Annotated in this window: 13 protein-coding genes; 10 read left to right on the forward strand and 3 right to left on the reverse strand. The window is 45.0% G+C overall.

Annotated features, from left to right (window positions below; genetic code table 11):
• The first annotated feature begins 23 nt into the window (after positions 1–23).
• A complete protein-coding gene (gene holA / locus BTO09_RS11955) occupies positions 24–1,025 on the forward strand; it encodes a DNA polymerase III subunit delta (protein ID WP_087525002.1) in 1,002 nt (333 codons plus the stop codon).
• On the opposite strand, the gene BTO09_RS11960 is transcribed toward holA, so the two are convergent.
• Together BTO09_RS11960 and BTO09_RS11965 are read right to left on the reverse strand one after the other, a co-directional pair.
• Positions 1,006–1,707 (reverse strand): DUF6090 family protein, encoded by a 702-nt coding sequence (locus BTO09_RS11960; RefSeq protein ID WP_087525003.1) that lies wholly within the window; start codon positions 1,705–1,707, stop codon positions 1,006–1,008. The two genes, holA and BTO09_RS11960, sit on opposite strands and share 20 nt — an antisense overlap.
• 42 nt (positions 1,708–1,749) lie before the next feature.
• The gene (locus BTO09_RS11965) at positions 1,750–2,130 is read right to left on the reverse strand and encodes a DoxX family protein (protein ID WP_087525004.1); all 381 of its coding nucleotides are present in this window, start codon (positions 2,128–2,130) and stop codon (positions 1,750–1,752) included.
• Positions 2,131–2,263: 133 nt separating this feature from the next.
• On the opposite strand from BTO09_RS11965, the gene menA reads away from it, so the two are divergent.
• The 9 genes from menA to BTO09_RS12010 all read left to right on the forward strand — a co-directional run bounded on the left by menA (position 2,264) and on the right by BTO09_RS12010 (position 14,599).
• The gene (gene menA, locus BTO09_RS11970; protein WP_087525005.1) at positions 2,264–3,175 is read left to right on the forward strand and encodes a 1,4-dihydroxy-2-naphthoate octaprenyltransferase; all 912 of its coding nucleotides are present in this window, start codon (positions 2,264–2,266) and stop codon (positions 3,173–3,175) included.
• A 38-nt stretch (positions 3,176–3,213) separates the two neighbouring features.
• Positions 3,214–3,894, forward strand: coding sequence for a metal-dependent hydrolase (locus BTO09_RS11975; RefSeq protein WP_087525006.1), 681 nt, complete (start codon positions 3,214–3,216; stop codon positions 3,892–3,894).
• The gene (locus tag BTO09_RS11980) at positions 3,895–4,947 is read left to right on the forward strand and encodes an o-succinylbenzoate synthase (protein ID WP_087525007.1); all 1,053 of its coding nucleotides are present in this window, start codon (positions 3,895–3,897) and stop codon (positions 4,945–4,947) included.
• A gap of 3 nt (positions 4,948–4,950) precedes the next feature.
• The gene (locus BTO09_RS11985; RefSeq protein WP_087525008.1) at positions 4,951–5,904 is read left to right on the forward strand and encodes a CPBP family intramembrane glutamic endopeptidase; all 954 of its coding nucleotides are present in this window, start codon (positions 4,951–4,953) and stop codon (positions 5,902–5,904) included.
• 15 nt (positions 5,905–5,919) lie between these two features.
• Positions 5,920–7,002 carry an AMP-binding protein gene (locus BTO09_RS11990; RefSeq protein ID WP_087525009.1) on the forward strand — a complete coding sequence of 361 codons (1,083 nt, stop codon included), beginning with the start codon at positions 5,920–5,922 and terminating at the stop codon, positions 7,000–7,002.
• A 65-nt stretch (positions 7,003–7,067) separates the two neighbouring features.
• On the forward strand, positions 7,068–7,520 hold the full coding sequence (locus BTO09_RS11995) for a hypothetical protein (protein WP_087525010.1): 453 nt from the start codon (positions 7,068–7,070) through the stop codon (positions 7,518–7,520).
• A gap of 344 nt (positions 7,521–7,864) precedes the next feature.
• On the forward strand, positions 7,865–10,072 hold the full coding sequence (locus tag BTO09_RS12000) for a TonB-dependent receptor plug domain-containing protein (RefSeq protein ID WP_087525011.1): 2,208 nt from the start codon (positions 7,865–7,867) through the stop codon (positions 10,070–10,072).
• A 66-nt stretch (positions 10,073–10,138) separates the two neighbouring features.
• The gene (locus BTO09_RS12005) at positions 10,139–13,237 is read left to right on the forward strand and encodes a hypothetical protein (protein ID WP_087525012.1); all 3,099 of its coding nucleotides are present in this window, start codon (positions 10,139–10,141) and stop codon (positions 13,235–13,237) included.
• 36 nt (positions 13,238–13,273) lie between these two features.
• Positions 13,274–14,599, forward strand: coding sequence for a M24 family metallopeptidase (locus tag BTO09_RS12010; protein WP_087525013.1), 1,326 nt, complete (start codon positions 13,274–13,276; stop codon positions 14,597–14,599).
• Here BTO09_RS12010 and BTO09_RS12015 read toward each other — a convergent pair.
• The gene (locus BTO09_RS12015; protein ID WP_087525014.1) at positions 14,596–16,185 is read right to left on the reverse strand and encodes an amidohydrolase family protein; all 1,590 of its coding nucleotides are present in this window, start codon (positions 16,183–16,185) and stop codon (positions 14,596–14,598) included. The two genes, BTO09_RS12010 and BTO09_RS12015, sit on opposite strands and share 4 nt — an antisense overlap.
• Positions 16,186–16,199 lie beyond the last annotated feature (14 nt).

Genomic DNA, 16,199 nt, shown 5'->3' on the forward strand with positions numbered 1-16,199 from the left:
CAAAGGTGCATCTTTTTTTTCAGATGGAAGACGTAAAGCGCATAGTGACCGATATTAGAAACGGCAATTTTAAACCCATTTACTTTTTAATGGGAGAGGAGGCCTATTATATCGATCAGATCGCAGACTATATAGAGGGCAATGCGCTAGATGAGTCTCAACGCGACTTTAACCAAATGATCCTTTACGGCAGAGATGTTAGTATTGATGATATTGTTGGGCAGTCCAAGCGTTTTCCTATGATGGCAGAGCGCCAAGTGGTCATCGTAAAAGAGGCGCAAGACCTTTCGCGCACTATTGAGCAGTTGGTAAGCTACGCAGAGAATCCGCAGCCAACAACGGTTTTGGTGATCTGTTACAAATACAAAACTCTAGACAAGCGCAAAAAACTGTATAAGACCCTTAGCAAACAAGGCGAACTCTTTACCAGTAAAAAACTGTATGAGAATCAAGTTCCAGATTGGATCCGCAGGGTGCTTAAGGGGCGTGGATATACCATAGCGCCAAAGGCTGCTCAGATGCTTGTTGAGTTCATCGGGACCGATCTTTCCAAGATCAACAACGAATTGGAAAAATTACAACTCATAGTGCCTGTTGGCACTGAGATCAGTCCAGAGATCATAGAAGAGAATATTGGGATAAGCAAGGAGTTCAACAATTTTGAATTGCAAAAGGCCATAGGCGAGCGCAATATCAAGAAAGCCTACAGTATCGCGCAGCACTTTGCGCAAAATCCAAAGAACCATCCTTTGGTCATGACGGTGGCCTTGCTCTACAGTTTTTTCAATAAACTACTCAAGTATCACGCCTTGCCGGACCCATCCGCAGCACCTAAAGTACTAGGAGTGAATCCTTACTTTATCAAAGATTATCAGGTAGCGGCGAGAAATTATCCCATGAAACGCGTTAGCGCCATTATTAAAGGCATTCGTGCGGTGGATATGAAGAGCAAGGGAGTAGGGGCGCACAACATGAGCCAAGGCGATCTGCTCAAAGAACTCCTTATCACGATTTTTGATCATTAGGGACCAGGCGCTCATCGAGCCTTTTTAGGGCTTCCTCCGCTTGCGTTTTATACTGACGCAATACCGGCAACAGATTTTTACAGGCTATCACATTAAAATACGCCACCCGATTGCGGTATTCAGGGTCTTCTGATATATAATCCAAATAGGCCTCTGGCAACTTGCCACTGAGTATATCGGCAAACCAAGGCTGGGTGTTTCTCCATTGCTCTAACGTACTATAAGTATCCTCTTCTACACGAGAAGAAATCTCGTCTATGATATTTATAAAACCGTTGTAGAACTGCACAATTTCTACTGCCAAGGAATCCTTGTTCTCATTGGACTGATTAAAGTTGCGCAGCTGACTGTAACCTTTGTCGTTGAGTTTAAAAGGGACATAGGTAGTTATCATGGAATGACAAGGCAAACACCGCTTGTAATCTTCTCTGGTAAAGAAACCTTTAGAAATGCTATCTGCCAATTTTTCTCGGGCTTCATAATACGGGATGATCCGCCCTACCAGGGTAGTGTCTATGACAAGATCTGCCTTAACATCAGAAAAGATAGCCAGCAGTTCATCCCGTTCTTTTTTTTGCTCGTTAGCATTGTTTATAGCTAGGGCGATCAATATTCCGGCTACAACCAAAACGATCTCACCCAAGGCATATAGGAGGTAACGTCCAATTTTGCCTTTGCTCATCGCTTGTAGTTTAGAAAGTTTAAAGAATCGTCCGGCCAAAGATTAAAACAGCTGTTTAATGGTGTATTTACCGCCACCCATCAAGGCAATTGCGGTAAAGCCAACCAGGTACATCAATGCTTTTTCCATAGAGCTAAAAGGATCGTCGCCATGCACTATAAAGGCGGCTACGGCCATAGTAATGATCACCGGAATGGCGGCCAGTCGAGTTCGTAGACCCAAGATGATCAGAATTGGACAAATCGCCTCAGCAAATACCACAAGAATGAAACTTAGGGTCGAACCGATCCCTAGGGGGTCTCCAAAGCTCATATCGCCTTGGAACAAGTTCATTAGTTTGGGGATGCCATGGGTTAACATTAAAGCAGACAGGCCTACTCGTAATACCAACAGTCCGGTTTGGTAATTTTTAGAAACGCTCATAAAAGTTAGTTAAGTTGTTCGTTTTAAAGGTACATAATTTCCGTGTATCCTCATTTTGTTTGTTAAGGATTTGGAACTAGGAAAGGCTTTGCGAGAAGGTGGGATTTAGTAGTATCTTTACTAAAAATTTCAGATGGCCAAACCCAAAGCTTGGATCAGTGCAGCCCGCCCGAGAACGCTACCCTTATCGATTGCAGGCATTATTGCTGCAGGCGCCTTAACCCTGCCCTCCGGACATTTTGATGGACTGATCTTTACCCTGTCTATTTTTACGGCTATAGGGTTCCAGGTACTTTCCAACTTTGCTAACGACTACGGCGACGGTGTTAAAGGCACCGATAATGAAGACCGAGTTGGCCCAGTACGTGCTATGCAAAGCGGAGCGCTCAGCGCGACAGCTTTAAAAAAAGGCATGTATCTCACAGCGATCATTACCTTGATCTTGGCGATAGCCTTGATCTACCGAGCTTTTGGAGCCGAAAAACTTCTTTATGCCTTGGCGTTTCTCGTGTTAGGGATCGCCGCTATCATCGCTGCTGTAAAATACACCGTGGGCGATTCGGCTTACGGTTACCGCGGTCTGGGCGATGTATTTGTGTTCGTGTTCTTTGGTCTTGTAAGTGTAGTGGGAGGTTACTTTTTATACCATCAAAGCATACAGATAACAGTAGTTTTAGCTGCAGCTTCCATAGGACTTTGGAGCGCAGCGGTACTCAATCTAAACAATATGCGAGACCGCGAAAGTGATACTAAGGCAGGTAAGAATACCCTGGCGGTTAAGTTGGGCAAGCAAGGCAGCATGAATTACCACAGTTTTTTGATCTTGGGCGGAAGTGTCTGCGCCATAGTTGCGCAGTATTTAAGCTGGGATACTACGGGATACTGGGGCCTTTTACCGCTGGTAGCAATAGTGTTGCTAAATAAACATCTGACTGTAGCTAGAAACACCAAAGACCATAAAAGTTTGGATCCGCAGTTAAAAGTAGTGGCACTTAGCACTTTTGGTTATGCTGTACTTTTGCTCCTTGCCAACTTGCTTTCATAGGGGCAGAGTCCGTATCTTTAACTCAAAACATTTACGGCATGCAAATACAGTATTTAGGGCACAACACCCTCGCTATAAAGACCAGTGAGCATCATATAGTCATTGACCCTTTTATCAATGGAAATCCGCTTATCGAAGACAAATCGATCCTGGATCAGTTGGAGGCCGATTTTATCTTGCTTACCCATGCGCATCAAGATCATGTTTTGGACGCAGAAGCACTGGCCAAACGCACTGGGGCGACCATAGTTTCCAATTATGAGATCGCCATGCATTACGGAGCCAAGGATATTCCGGTTCACCCTATGAATCACGGAGGGCACTGGAACTTTCCCTTCGGGCGCGTGAAATATGTAGCCGCAGTGCATACTAGTGGTTTTTCCGATGGTAGCTACGGAGGAGAACCTGGCGGTTTTGTCATTGAGGCAGACGGTAAGACAGTTTATATCGCCGGCGATACAGCCCTGACCATGGACATGAAGCTTATTCCCTTAGAATACAAACTGGATCTAGCAGTGCTGCCTATAGGAGACAATTTTACTATGGGCTACAAAGATGCTGTACACGCAAGTGATTTTGTTGCTTGCAATAGAGTATTGGGTGTTCACTACGACACCTTTGGTTATATCGAGATAGACCAAGAGGCTGCAGTTGCTGCCTTTAAGGCGGCTGGTAAACAATTGGAATTGCTCCCCATAGGAGGAAGTTTAACTGTTTAAATGAAAGCTAGTTTTCAATCTTATTTGCTGAACTTTAAACGGCCTAGCGGAACTTCTCGAGGAGTGCTTACGCAAAAGCAGTCTTATTTTTTACAATTGCGAGACGGAGCGCATTGGGGTATAGGCGAGTGTGCCATATTGCGTGGGTTGAGCATAGACGACAGACCCGATTACGAAGATAAATTGACTTGGCTTTGTGCAAACATAGATAAGCCGATAGCAGAGCTTATGGAAGCTTTGATAGATTTTCCTTCGATCCGCTTCGGATTGGAAACGGCGCTGGCCTCTTTGCGTAGCGAAGATCCCTACGAACTCTTTCCTTCTGACTTTACTCGTAAAGAAGCTCCAATTCCAATAAACGGGCTGATCTGGATGGGAAGCCCTGAGTTTATGAGTGAGCAAATAGAGCAAAAGCTCGACGCGGGATTTGACTGCATCAAAATGAAGATCGGCGCAATCGATTTTCAGGCAGAGATAGATATTTTAAAACACATTCGAACTCGTTTTGATGCCAATACGATTGAACTCCGAGTAGATGCAAATGGAGCTTTTAGCCCTGCAGAAGCGCTAGAAAAACTCAAGCGCTTGTCTGAGTACGAGATCCATTCCATAGAGCAACCCATAAAGCCCAAGCAGTGGGAGGCAATGGCAGCACTTTGTGCTGCTAGTCCCTTGCCCATAGCCCTTGACGAAGAGCTCATCGGTTTGCATGACCCAGAGCAACAATTGCAAATGTTGGCCACCATAAAGCCACAATACCTGATCTTTAAACCCAGTTTGCTCGGTGGATTTGCAGCCACAGATCAGTGGATAACTGCGGCGGCCAATTTTGATATTCCCTGGTGGATCACCTCCGCCTTAGAAAGTAATATCGGTTTAAATGCTATTTGTCAATATACCTTTTCAAAAAGAACTATCTTGCCGCAAGGTCTGGGAACAGGCAGTCTCTACACCAACAATGTAGAAGCGCCTTTGGTGGTCAACTCAGGTTATATCCACTATTCCAAGGCAGGCCAATGGAATCTTAATGTTTTAAATTTAAAGTCATTATAGTCTATGTACATAGCACAGGCGTATAAATCCCTTTACCAACCGTGGCGCTACCTTTTGGGAGTAGTCGTTGTTTTTATAGCCTCTCAACTCGGGAGCATTCCTTTTATCATCGCGATCTTTATGAAACAATCTGCCAGTGGTGGCAGTATGTTTGAATTGAGCGAGGAGGCTGATATGTTCAGCGTGCTGGATTCCAACAGCACCTTATTCTTTATGCTACTGAGTTTCGCCATCGGATTGGCAGCCTTGCTGCTCTGGGTGAAATATGTGCACAAACAGTCATTTGTAAGTCTTACAACGGCCCGTTCTAAGATCGATTGGAGCAGGGTAATGTTCGGCTTCTTACTTATAGGCCTGACAACCACAGTACTCACCGTTTTGGATTATTACGGTAATCCGGATGATTATGTACTGCAGTTCGACGCCAAACTCTTCGCTATCTTGGCGCTAATAGCAATAGTCTTTATTCCACTACAGACCAGTATGGAAGAATATCTCTTTAGAGGTTATCTCATGCAAGGAATAGGCATAATGGCCAAGAACCGTTGGTTGCCGTTACTTGTAACATCTTTTGTTTTCGGAGGTTTGCATTTTTTTAATCCGGAGGTAGAAAAGCTAGGCAACATAGTAATGGTCTATTATATCGGTACGGGCTTATTCTTAGGAATAATTACACTGATGGATCAAGGAATGGAACTCGCTCTAGGGTTTCATGCCGGAAACAATTTAATAGCGGCACTTTTAGTTACTGCGGATTGGACCGTGTTCCAAACCAATTCGATATTCTTGGATGTATCCGAGCCCGCGGCAGGTTTTGATGTACTTGTTCCTGTCTTGGTGATCTATCCGATATTTCTCGCCATTATGGCATACAAGTATAAGTGGAAAGATTGGTCAGGGCGACTGTTCGGAGAGGTGCCTCCACCTCCGGAGCGCGATCCGATAGATTACCTCTAATAAAAGATTCCCCCCGTGATAGCCGTACATCCTGCCTTTAAACTCAATGGTCTCAGCTTTGATAGCGCAGAAGAACTATTGGATTTTACCGTGAACTTGGAGCAGCAAGGAGCAGCCCACGAGGTATCCTTGTCCAAATTCTTGCAAGAGTGGTTGAATAATGATGACTTTATTGTCACTACAACTTCCGGATCTACAGGGACCCCGAAAGCCATCCGCATGCCCAAGAGCGCTATGGTATACAGTGCGCGCAAAACTGGCGAAGCGCTAAATCTTGGCCCAGAAACAGAAGCCTTATTGTGTTTGTCTTCGGATTATATAGCCGGAAAGATGATGTGCGTGCGTGCGCTAACCCTAGGTTGGCATCTGCACGTGGTAGCTCCGTCTATGGAAGCCTTGACAGAATACGATTCCGAGTACGACTTTGTGGCCATGGTTCCCGCTCAGGCCATGCATTCGCTAGCAGCCTTGGACAAAGTTGGTACTTTGCTCATTGGCGGAGGCGTAGTTTCTACTCAATTGGAAGAGGCCTTGCAAAGTGTGGAAACAGCCGCTTATGTTTCTTACGGCATGACAGAAACAGTAAGCCATATTGCCTTAAGACGTATCAATGGAGAGCAAGCTTCGGCCTATTACAAGGCCCTGCCCGAGGTTACGCTTTCTCTAGATAGTCGAGGATGCTTGGTGATCAACGCGCCAGGTATCGCTGCAGACCCCGTGATCACTAACGATCTTGTGGAGTTTAAAGACGAGTCTCAATTCAAATGGTTGGGACGCATAGACAATGTGATCAACTCTGGCGGTATAAAGATCTATCCCGAACAAATTGAAGCCGCCTTAGAAGATCAGTTAGACGTACCTTTCTTTATTGCTGCGGAGCCAGACCCAGTCCTTGGGGAGCGAGTAGTCCTAGTTGTGGAAAGCCCAACTTCTGACGGCCGTGCTTCTGGAGTGCACAAAGGCCTTTTTGATAGCTTGCCTAAGTATTCTCGTCCGAAGAAGATCTATGGAGTTTCAAAATTCAGATATACCGAGACCGGTAAGATCAGACGTAAAGAAGTCTTGTCACTCATTGAAAGTTATCCTAAGAAAAAGTAATCCTTGGTATAGTTTTTGTCCTTTCTGGTTGAAATTTAAGATATTTGTAACCTAAAATAAACATCATGCAGCCAAAGAATCTACTGCTCATTCTATTAATTGTCTTCGGTTCCTTAGGAACAGCCTTTAGTCAAAACTTAGGACAGATACCTAGAGGACAGCGTGGATATGTTCCGCCACCGCTTCCCAGAGAGCAGGGTGCAATTGCCATAGAGAATACGCTAGAGGATATAGACGAGAAAATGGATCTCTATGCTGCGGAGTTCGAACTGGATGCATTTGAAAAGGCGGTTGTTAAGAATTATATCGTGGAATACGAAAAAGAGAAGATGGCTGTCATGGCAGACGAGACGGTGTCTTACGACGTAAAACAACAGACCTATAAAAAACTCAACGAAAAACTATCTGGAAATCTTTCCACCATGCTGACCGAAGAGCAAGTTGCCCGTTTTGGAGAGCTGCATTTTGGCGATCAGAAGAAGAAAAAGAAGAAAAAACGTCGCAATAAGAACAACTAATTGTAAAGAGGGCCGAGGCCCTTTTTTTTATGGCCCAAATTTTAGGTATGCTCTCGTAAAGTTTGAACGGAATTAACTAGATCATCGCCCTGATGTCTTTATTTCGTACTTGCCTTTCTGGGTCTTAGTTAGTCTACAGAATAAAATTTATCTTTATAGGACTTGCTGATTTTACCCTGAGGCTTAAACAACTAACCGAGCTCGATATGAAATGAGCACAAACAAATTTAATTACTAGTATACCCGCTGGGATAATTAAAATTTTTGTGCGAAAGCGAAGCGGTTGATCTATGCAAATAATTTTTATTTGCTTGATTATCTAAAAAATAAAAATTTTTAAATAGATGAAAAAACATCTTCTATTAGCACTACTCACGCTATTAGTGGGTTTTAGTGCACTGGCACAAGAAACAGTAAAACAACTCACACTGTTGTACGATACCTCTTACGATATGCGCAATAAAGATCTGGAAGCAGAACTGCGTTTTATGGATTCGTACTTCAATCAAAACAAAGCCGTAGATGTGCGTTTTGTGAGTTTTAGCAACGATATTATTCAAGAGGGAGTTTACAAGGTTAGGGGAGGCAATTGGACAGCGCTTCGCGACGAATTGGAGAACAGCATTTACGACGGAGCCGGAAGTTATAAGGATCTGTTTAAAGGTGTTGCCACAGAGGTGATGTTGGTAACCAATGGGCGCGCAGATTTGCAGGATTTCCCGCAAGATTTCTCGCACAAGGTAAACGTGATCTGCAGTGTGACCAATTCCAATCAAAAGGGATTAGAGGGGCTTGCATTGCGCAGCGGAGGTACTTTTTTCAATGTCTTTGCTACCACCAATGAAATTCCTCAAGGCGATGGAATCCGTTCGGTCAGCGGTCGTGTATCCGACAGTGCGGGTCCGCTAGAAGGAGTGTCTATCTACAACAGGGAGACAGGTGCGAGAACTTTGAGCGCAGCAGATGGCACCTACAGTTTGAATGCCAAAATAAACGGGATCTTAGAATTTAGTTATGTAGGCAAGAACACTTTGCTAACCCGTGTTCCTGAAAATGGTGTTAAAGACGTTCTTATGGTCGCTGGGAGTGAGTTACTCGATGAGGTTGTGCTTACAGCAACCTTGGAGTCCGATGACGATGCGGTCAATACAGGGAATATGCGAGTTGCCAAGAAACGATTGGGTTATTCGGTAGAGACCATAACAGATAAGGAGATCAGCGAGCAGGACATCAATCTAGAAACTGCCGTACAGGGGCAGTTTTCAAACATCAATTTAAAACCAGATCAAGACATTACGCAGTTCCTCTCACGTGGAAACAATATGACCATCTTGCTAGATCAAACCGGACTTATCGTGGTAGATGGTGTTCCCATCGAAAGTAGTCCAGGGGCCTTGAGTGGAGTTACCACCGGGAATAACGGAATTGGTACAGGAAACGACCGTTCTATCTTTGGGCAAGGAGGCTTGTTAGATCCGGCCAATATTGCAGACATCACCGTTTTAAAAGGACTCGCGGCTACAAATAAATACGGAACCTTGGGTAGAAACGGAGTTATCTTGGTAACCACCAAGACCGCAGCGGTGAGCAAGGCACAAGCGCGAGACAGTGCAATTCCACTGGGAACCACAGCTACTTACACCGGATCTGCTGCAGATATGGCTGCCTTACCCGATACGCCTTACATAAAAGCTTTGCAAGCAGCTTCAAATATCGATGAGGCCTATAATATCTACTTAGAGCAAAGAGAACGCTATGGCAATGCGCCTTATTTCTTTATCGATGCAGCGAGCTATTTTAAAGACTGGAACAATCCGGTATTAGTATCTCGGGTGTTGTCCAATGCAAAATTAGTCGCCAGATCCGCCAACGAGCTACGGGCCACAGCCTATCAATACGAAAATCTGGGTATGCATGACCAGGCAGCTGCCATTTACAGCGAGTTGGTATCTGCCTATCCGCAGCAAGTCCAACATTACAGAAACCTAGCCTTAGCCTTAGCCGCCGCTGGACGCCCAGATGAGGCTTTAGCCATCTACACGGGTATAGACAACAAAGAACTGGCTCAAAACGGACAATTGGGCAATTTGCAAAAGACCTATGTCAAAGATTACAAGAACCTGGTTTTTAGTCATAAAGGTAGCTTACAACTCGCTGGAGTTCGAGACTTCTTTAAAAGCAATGTTTCGCACAGAGCTCGCGTAATTTTTGAGTGGAGCGATTACGATGCCGAGTTCGATCTGCAGATCGTTAATCCGCAGAATCGCTTCTTTACCTGGACTCACGATAAGGCGACAGACGCTATTCGTTGGGCAGACGAGCAGACTCTGGGTTATGGTCTGGAAGAATTCTTTATGACCGCCCAAGACAAGGGCGAGTGGTTGTTTAACATGACCTATAAAGGAAAACGGACTGGAGATAACGCGGCTCCTACCTATGTGAAGGTGACCACTTATTTCGATTTTGGAAGCCCCAACCAGCGTCAAGAAGTAAAGCTGATCCGTTTGGAGGCCTTAAGCAAAGAAGAAACCGTTTTGAAGGTTAAGCTGTAAGGGGTCTAATATTTTTTGTACCTTCATTGGGTATTCTGACTGACCTCCCCGCCTAATAGTATAGGTATGCAAAAATGGTTTCTTAAGGGATTGAATCCACTGGTCATTCTGTGGATACTGCTTTCTTTGCTGTTGCTTTTCTGCACGGCTAAATTCAGACTCAACGATTACATCTACGCGCCTCAGCATGGGCAGTTCGATAACTTTGAACTCATAACCCAATACATACAAAACAGCGGAAAGATATTCTGGTACAACGCTTTCTTTATCGTTGACTTCTTTTGGGCCTTGAGTTTTTTGTTCTTGTTGGTCAAGCTGGTATTGCGTATGAACAATTGGCGTTTTGCCCGTTTGAAAGAGACCAAGTTTGGACTATTCCAGCTCTTTGTGCTTGGCGCTATTATGGCCTATGTTTTCGACTTTGTAGAGGGGCTGGGTTATCTGTTCTTTTGGAAAGCTGTGGTCTCCATTTTCGTAAAGGCCAAAATAGCAGCATATGCGCTCACTATAGGTTTATTTGGCTATTGGGGCCTAAAACGCTTTGTGTTTTCCGACTTTAGATCTTGGTTCAGATTCTTTCAGAGTTCCATATTGAGCATCGTCTTTATTGCCATTGTTTATTTGTTGCTCACGGCCATGCCTCAGGGAGGGACACTCATTGTAGATCTTTTTAACAACCCTTGGAATATCGTGCTACTCTTTGCACTGCTTACTTTCTTAGCGATCATACTCAGCCACTTTCCCGTCTATGTTGATATTTGGTTATACGGTCATAAAACCGGGATCAAGCTTTTTATGGCAAAGACTTGGCATCGTTTTAAAGGGTGGGGAATCATTTACTACGGTACCCATTTGCTTCCAGGGGAGAAACCGGCCATAGAGTTTGGCAATAAGTTGGTGAGTTCCCTGAGGCGAAGTTTGGGGATCTTACTCTACATCGCCATGTTCCATATTATCTTAGGTGTTGCAGAAGGATTTTACGACCTAGCCTTCAACGCTACGCAGATCACTGTTTTTCTACTTATTCTGTCTTTGGTGATCTATGCGGCGAAAGGTCAAGAATACGACTTCTGGAAAGAAACGCTTAAGAGTCCCAATTGTACCGCTGCTCAGAAGCAGCAGGTAGTAGAAACCGTGGTGACCTATGTGGATCGCTTTCCTAAATACTTTGCCTTTTGTTTGTTTATGGTAGGGGCCACTACCGTAGCCGCTAGTGTTAAAGGCTGGGGACGTCTCACAGTGTTTTTATTTCTAATTACCCTGGGTTTACAGCTCTTTCTATACATCTATTTTAAGCTTTGCAGGACCTATTTTAAATATGTTTTCTATTCGGATGCGCTTTACAAGTACAACCCAAAGATGTTCGACGAAACCCGCAGACAGCTCTTTATCAAGTACCACACTAAGCCTGGTATTGGTAAACGTTGGTATTTAAAACAATACGGCAAACTCAGCGATAATATTCGTTATTTATTGCTGATGCAGGTTAGCGGGGTTTCTTCTTTTGTGATCTTGCTCGCAGCCAATTTCAGTTTCGAGATCGCCCAAATGTTGAACCCCTTGGTGATCATACTCCTGTACATCATACTGTTCTATTCCATCATCATTATCAGTTTTAAGCACATACTGTTCTATCAGCGCAGTGCCACTAGTGAGAAAAAATACAGGGAATGGTTTCGCTATGGGATCCCTGTTACCGTGCTGTTATTGATAGGTTGGGCCGTGTACAGCACAGGACTCCCTAACGACCTACACGAACTGACCGTACTTAAACGAGAACGGCCTCAGCTCGATTCTAAAAAATACTTCCAACAACGAACAGCAGCCATACCAGAAGGAGGGAAGCGAAATTTTTTCTTTGTGGGTTCTTACGGCGGAGGCCTTAAGGCGAATTTGTGGAATATGTTATTGTTTCACGAATTGGACAAACGCAGCGATGGTGCTTTTAGTAAAGAGACCTTAGTGATGAGTGGTGTTTCTGGTGGAGCTGTAGGAATCGCCAATTACGCCTCTATTGTTAACGAGAACTCGGACCTCGATGCCAGAGCAGCTGCAATCTTCAATATTGGGACCTCCAATGTGCTGAGCAATGAGTTGGTATATCTTTTAGGAAAGGACTGGTTGCGCGAATATATTCCTTTGACCTATCAGGGCAGGGACAGGTCTTACAAGAGTATGCAAGACCATGCCCGCTACACCGGGATGGGAGACCGTTACCAAACCAAGACCTTTTCCGATTACTGGTGGGAACTCCAGCAAAAACAGGCTGGGAAGTTTCCAATTTTGATCATGAATACTACTTCTACCATTGGGCGTCAAGGGGTAGTGAGCACAGTGAATTTTGAACCTAATACTTTTCCGGCAGCAGATAATCTGTCCGATTTCAACAACTCCTGTGGCGATTGTGGCCTTACCTACTTCGGAGCAGTCTCTACCACCAATAGGTTTCCTCTGTTTAGTCCATCCGCAGAGATCCGTGGAAAAGGTACTTATGTAGATGGGGGTTATTTTGAGAACTCTGGTATGCTCAGTACGCTAGAGATCTATCAGACCTTGAAAGATGAATCAGGGGCCTACCACAGTAAGATCCAACCGGTCTTTGTGAACATTATCAATTCGTTGGATTTCTATGTAGCGCACAAAGTGCTTAAAGATTGGAAATTCAAAAAGGTTACTCAAGATAAGTCGGGAGAGTTATCGGCCATACTCAATACCGTGGTCTCTATAGATAAATTGCCGCGTTATGTATTCGATAAGATAGAGAAAGAAGGTTTTGTGCTAGAACCTATAATGATGCCACACCGCATTACCTATGATCGGGTAAAATCCGTGCTTCGAGGAGATGTGGACGACCCCGTCCGTCTTATGAAGCTCATTAAACAACACAACGATACCATTCGTTGGGTACTTCGCGATTACGAAAATTACAAGCTGCGACAGTGGGGTGTGGTGGAGCCTCCATTAGCTCGAGTATTGTCTGAGCCCGCCGTGCGATATCAAGAAGCTATGGTGTATTATCACCCAGAGGTACAACGGGCATTCGCTAGGATAGATGCCTACTTGAATACCCCTGAGATCATTGACAATTCCTTTAAGCAGCGCATACAGCGAACCATTAAAGCAGATACGCTGATCAATCCGTATCAGAAGTTCAACAAGCAATAGTTGTTTTGTATCTTTAGGCTTTAATCCTGCCAAATAATGAGATACCTATTTTTGCTTGTATTTCTGCTGAGCCAACCTGTCTTGGGTCAGTATGACAAAATTCTATCAGAAAGAGATCGCGCTACACTAAAAGACGAGATCCTCGCAGATCGATTCAACAATTTACTACCCGAACTTATGGACAAGGCGGGGATAGATATGTGGATCCTGATTGCGCGCGAATACAATGAAGACCCTGTTATGCGCACCATGCTGCCGGCCAAATGGCTCAACGCCAGAAGGCGCACTATGCTGGTGTTTTACAGAGATGCAGCGCAAGGAACCATTGATAAACTGGCCGTGGCCCGCTACAATGTGGGAGAGAATATCAAATCGGCTTGGAACAAAGAAGAAGAACCCGATCAGTGGAAAGCTTTGGTAAGACTTATAAAAGAGCGGAATCCTAAGAAGATCGGCATCAACACTTCGGACTACTTTGGCATTGCAGACGGTTTGGTAAAGACCGATTACGAAGCCTTGTTAGAAGCTTTACCTCCAGAGGAGGAAGCCAAATTGGTCTCCGCAGAAAAACTGGCTATCAGCTGGATAGAGACCCGCACGGCAAAAGAGATGGAGCTCTATAACACCTTGGTTCAAATTACCCACGACATAGTCGCCGAAGCCTTCTCTAGAAAGGTCATCACTCCTGGAGTAACCACTTCAGACGATGTGGTCTGGTGGATGCGTCAAAAGGTGACCGACCTAGGCTTAGCTACCTGGTTTCATCCTACAGTAGATATTCAACGCAGTGATGAGGCCTTAAAAAGCCATATTGAGTCTTTCTCTAACGGCTATAAGGACAAGACCATAATGCCGGGAGATCTGTTGCATTGCGATTTCGGTATCACCTATATTGGGCTGAACACCGACAGCCAACAACACGCTTATGTTCTGCAGGAGGGGGAGACTCAGGTACCTGCGTTTTTGGCCGATGCTTTTAAGCTCGGTAATAGGTTGCAAGATATCTTGACCAATAATTTCGTTACTGGGCAAACCGGAAACCAGATCTTGTTGAAATCTCTTGCAGAAGCTAAAAATGAAGGCCTCAGACCATCGATATATACGCATCCATTAGGTACATACGGCCACAGTAGCGGGCCTACTATTGGAATGTGGGATTCTCAAGGCGGAGTTCCTGTCAATGGCGATTATCCGTTGTATCCGAACACCGTATACGCCATAGAACTCAACACCACGGTTCGTATAGAACCTTGGAATAAGGACATTCGTATCATGCTAGAAGAAGCGGGTTTTTACGGTCCTGATGGTTTCCGTTATGTAAACGAGCGGCAAGAGGCTATAATTCCTATTCCTTCGGATTAATCTTTAATTCCGGGTTGTTTTAAGGTGAAACCTTCTGCCTCTTTGGCGGCATCTACCATTGCTTTAACCTCGGCAAGCAGTGCTTTGGCGTCATAGATGATCCCATCTTTAATGGTGTACTTAACCCCACCTACGCGTACCACCTCATTGTCTTCGGTGAGTTTTATGGCCCCTGTCCCGTAAAGGACTTTGAGGTTTTCTAAAGGATTTTCTTCTATGATCACAAAGTCTGCCAGTTTGCCGATCTGCACAGAGCCAAGGTCTTGGTCAGCACCCAAGGCTTCTGCGCCGTTCAACGTAGCTGCACGGATCACTTCTAAGGGGTGGAAGCCTGCTTCTCGCAACAACTCCAATTCGCGGATATAGGCAAAGCCGTAAAGCTGAAATATAAACCCGGAATCTGAGCCGGCAGTAACGCGCCCGCCACGATTCTTGTATTCGTTGATAAAGGTCATCCACAATCGGTAGTTTTCCTTCCAAGCAACTTCTTCTTCTGTTCCCCAGAAATGCCAATACGATCCATGAGAGATCTTGCTGGGCTGATAAAAACGCCAAAGTGAGGGCAGGGTATAGTCTTCATGCCATTCAGCTCTGCGCGCTCGCATCAAGTCCCGGCTGGCCTCATAGATGTTAAAGGTAGGGTCTAACGTAAAATCTAAGGCTAGAAGCTCGTCCATTACGGCATTCCAATGGTCTGAGAATGGCGCTGCGGCTTGTTGCCAGAGTTTGCCTGCTTCTCCAAAGCGATGTTGCTCGTTTTGATAATTATAATCTAGTGGGTAATTCTGTACCGTTCTGTCGTTGAACAAGGCTTCCGGTAAACCGTACCAATGTTCCATACTGGTTAGACCAGCGCGTGCAGAATGCAGCACATTCCAGCGGGCCACACTCATCTGTGCGTGGTGCATGGCCGAACGCAGTCCTAGTTTTTTATTCTCGTCTAAAGCAGCGGCCATGATCTGTGGTTCGGCGCCAAAGAATTTTATGCCGTCCGCACCACGTGCGGCATTTGCACGTACCCATTTACGGGCCAATTCTGGAGTACTGATCGGCAAGTCATCTAAGGGGTTGAAGCTACTTGAAGTTTGCCCGAAGCCCGTATAAGCGAAAATACGAGGTGCTGTTATACTGTTGGCTGCGGATCTTTTCTTTAGATCCAAGGTCCAGTCGATTCCACGACCAGATGGTTCCCTTACCGTGGTCACCCCATGGGCCATCCAGAGTTTAAAAACATAATCCCAATCGGCTCCTTGGGCCACGCCGCCAATATGCCCGTGCATGTCCACAAAACCAGGTAATAAATACATGCCATTGGCATCCAATTCACGGCCACCGGGTTTAAGTTGAGGTCTGGAAGAATCTTTTATAGCTACTCCAGGGTAGCCCACAACTTGTATTTGCGTGATCCTATTGCCTTCTACTACTATGTCTATCGGGCCTCTTGGCGGAGAGCCGTCACCATTGATCAAGGTAACCCCGCGAATGATAAGCTGATCGTAAGGTCCGTCTCCTTGGGTTTGTGCATAGTTACTGGTGGTAAAAAGTAGTGCCGAGAAAAGGCAAAAGGCAATTTTAAACGCTTTCATATTGGTTGGAATAG

This window comes from Gilvibacter sp. SZ-19 (genome assembly GCF_002163875.1).
Lineage (GTDB): Bacteria > Bacteroidota > Bacteroidia > Flavobacteriales > Flavobacteriaceae > Gilvibacter.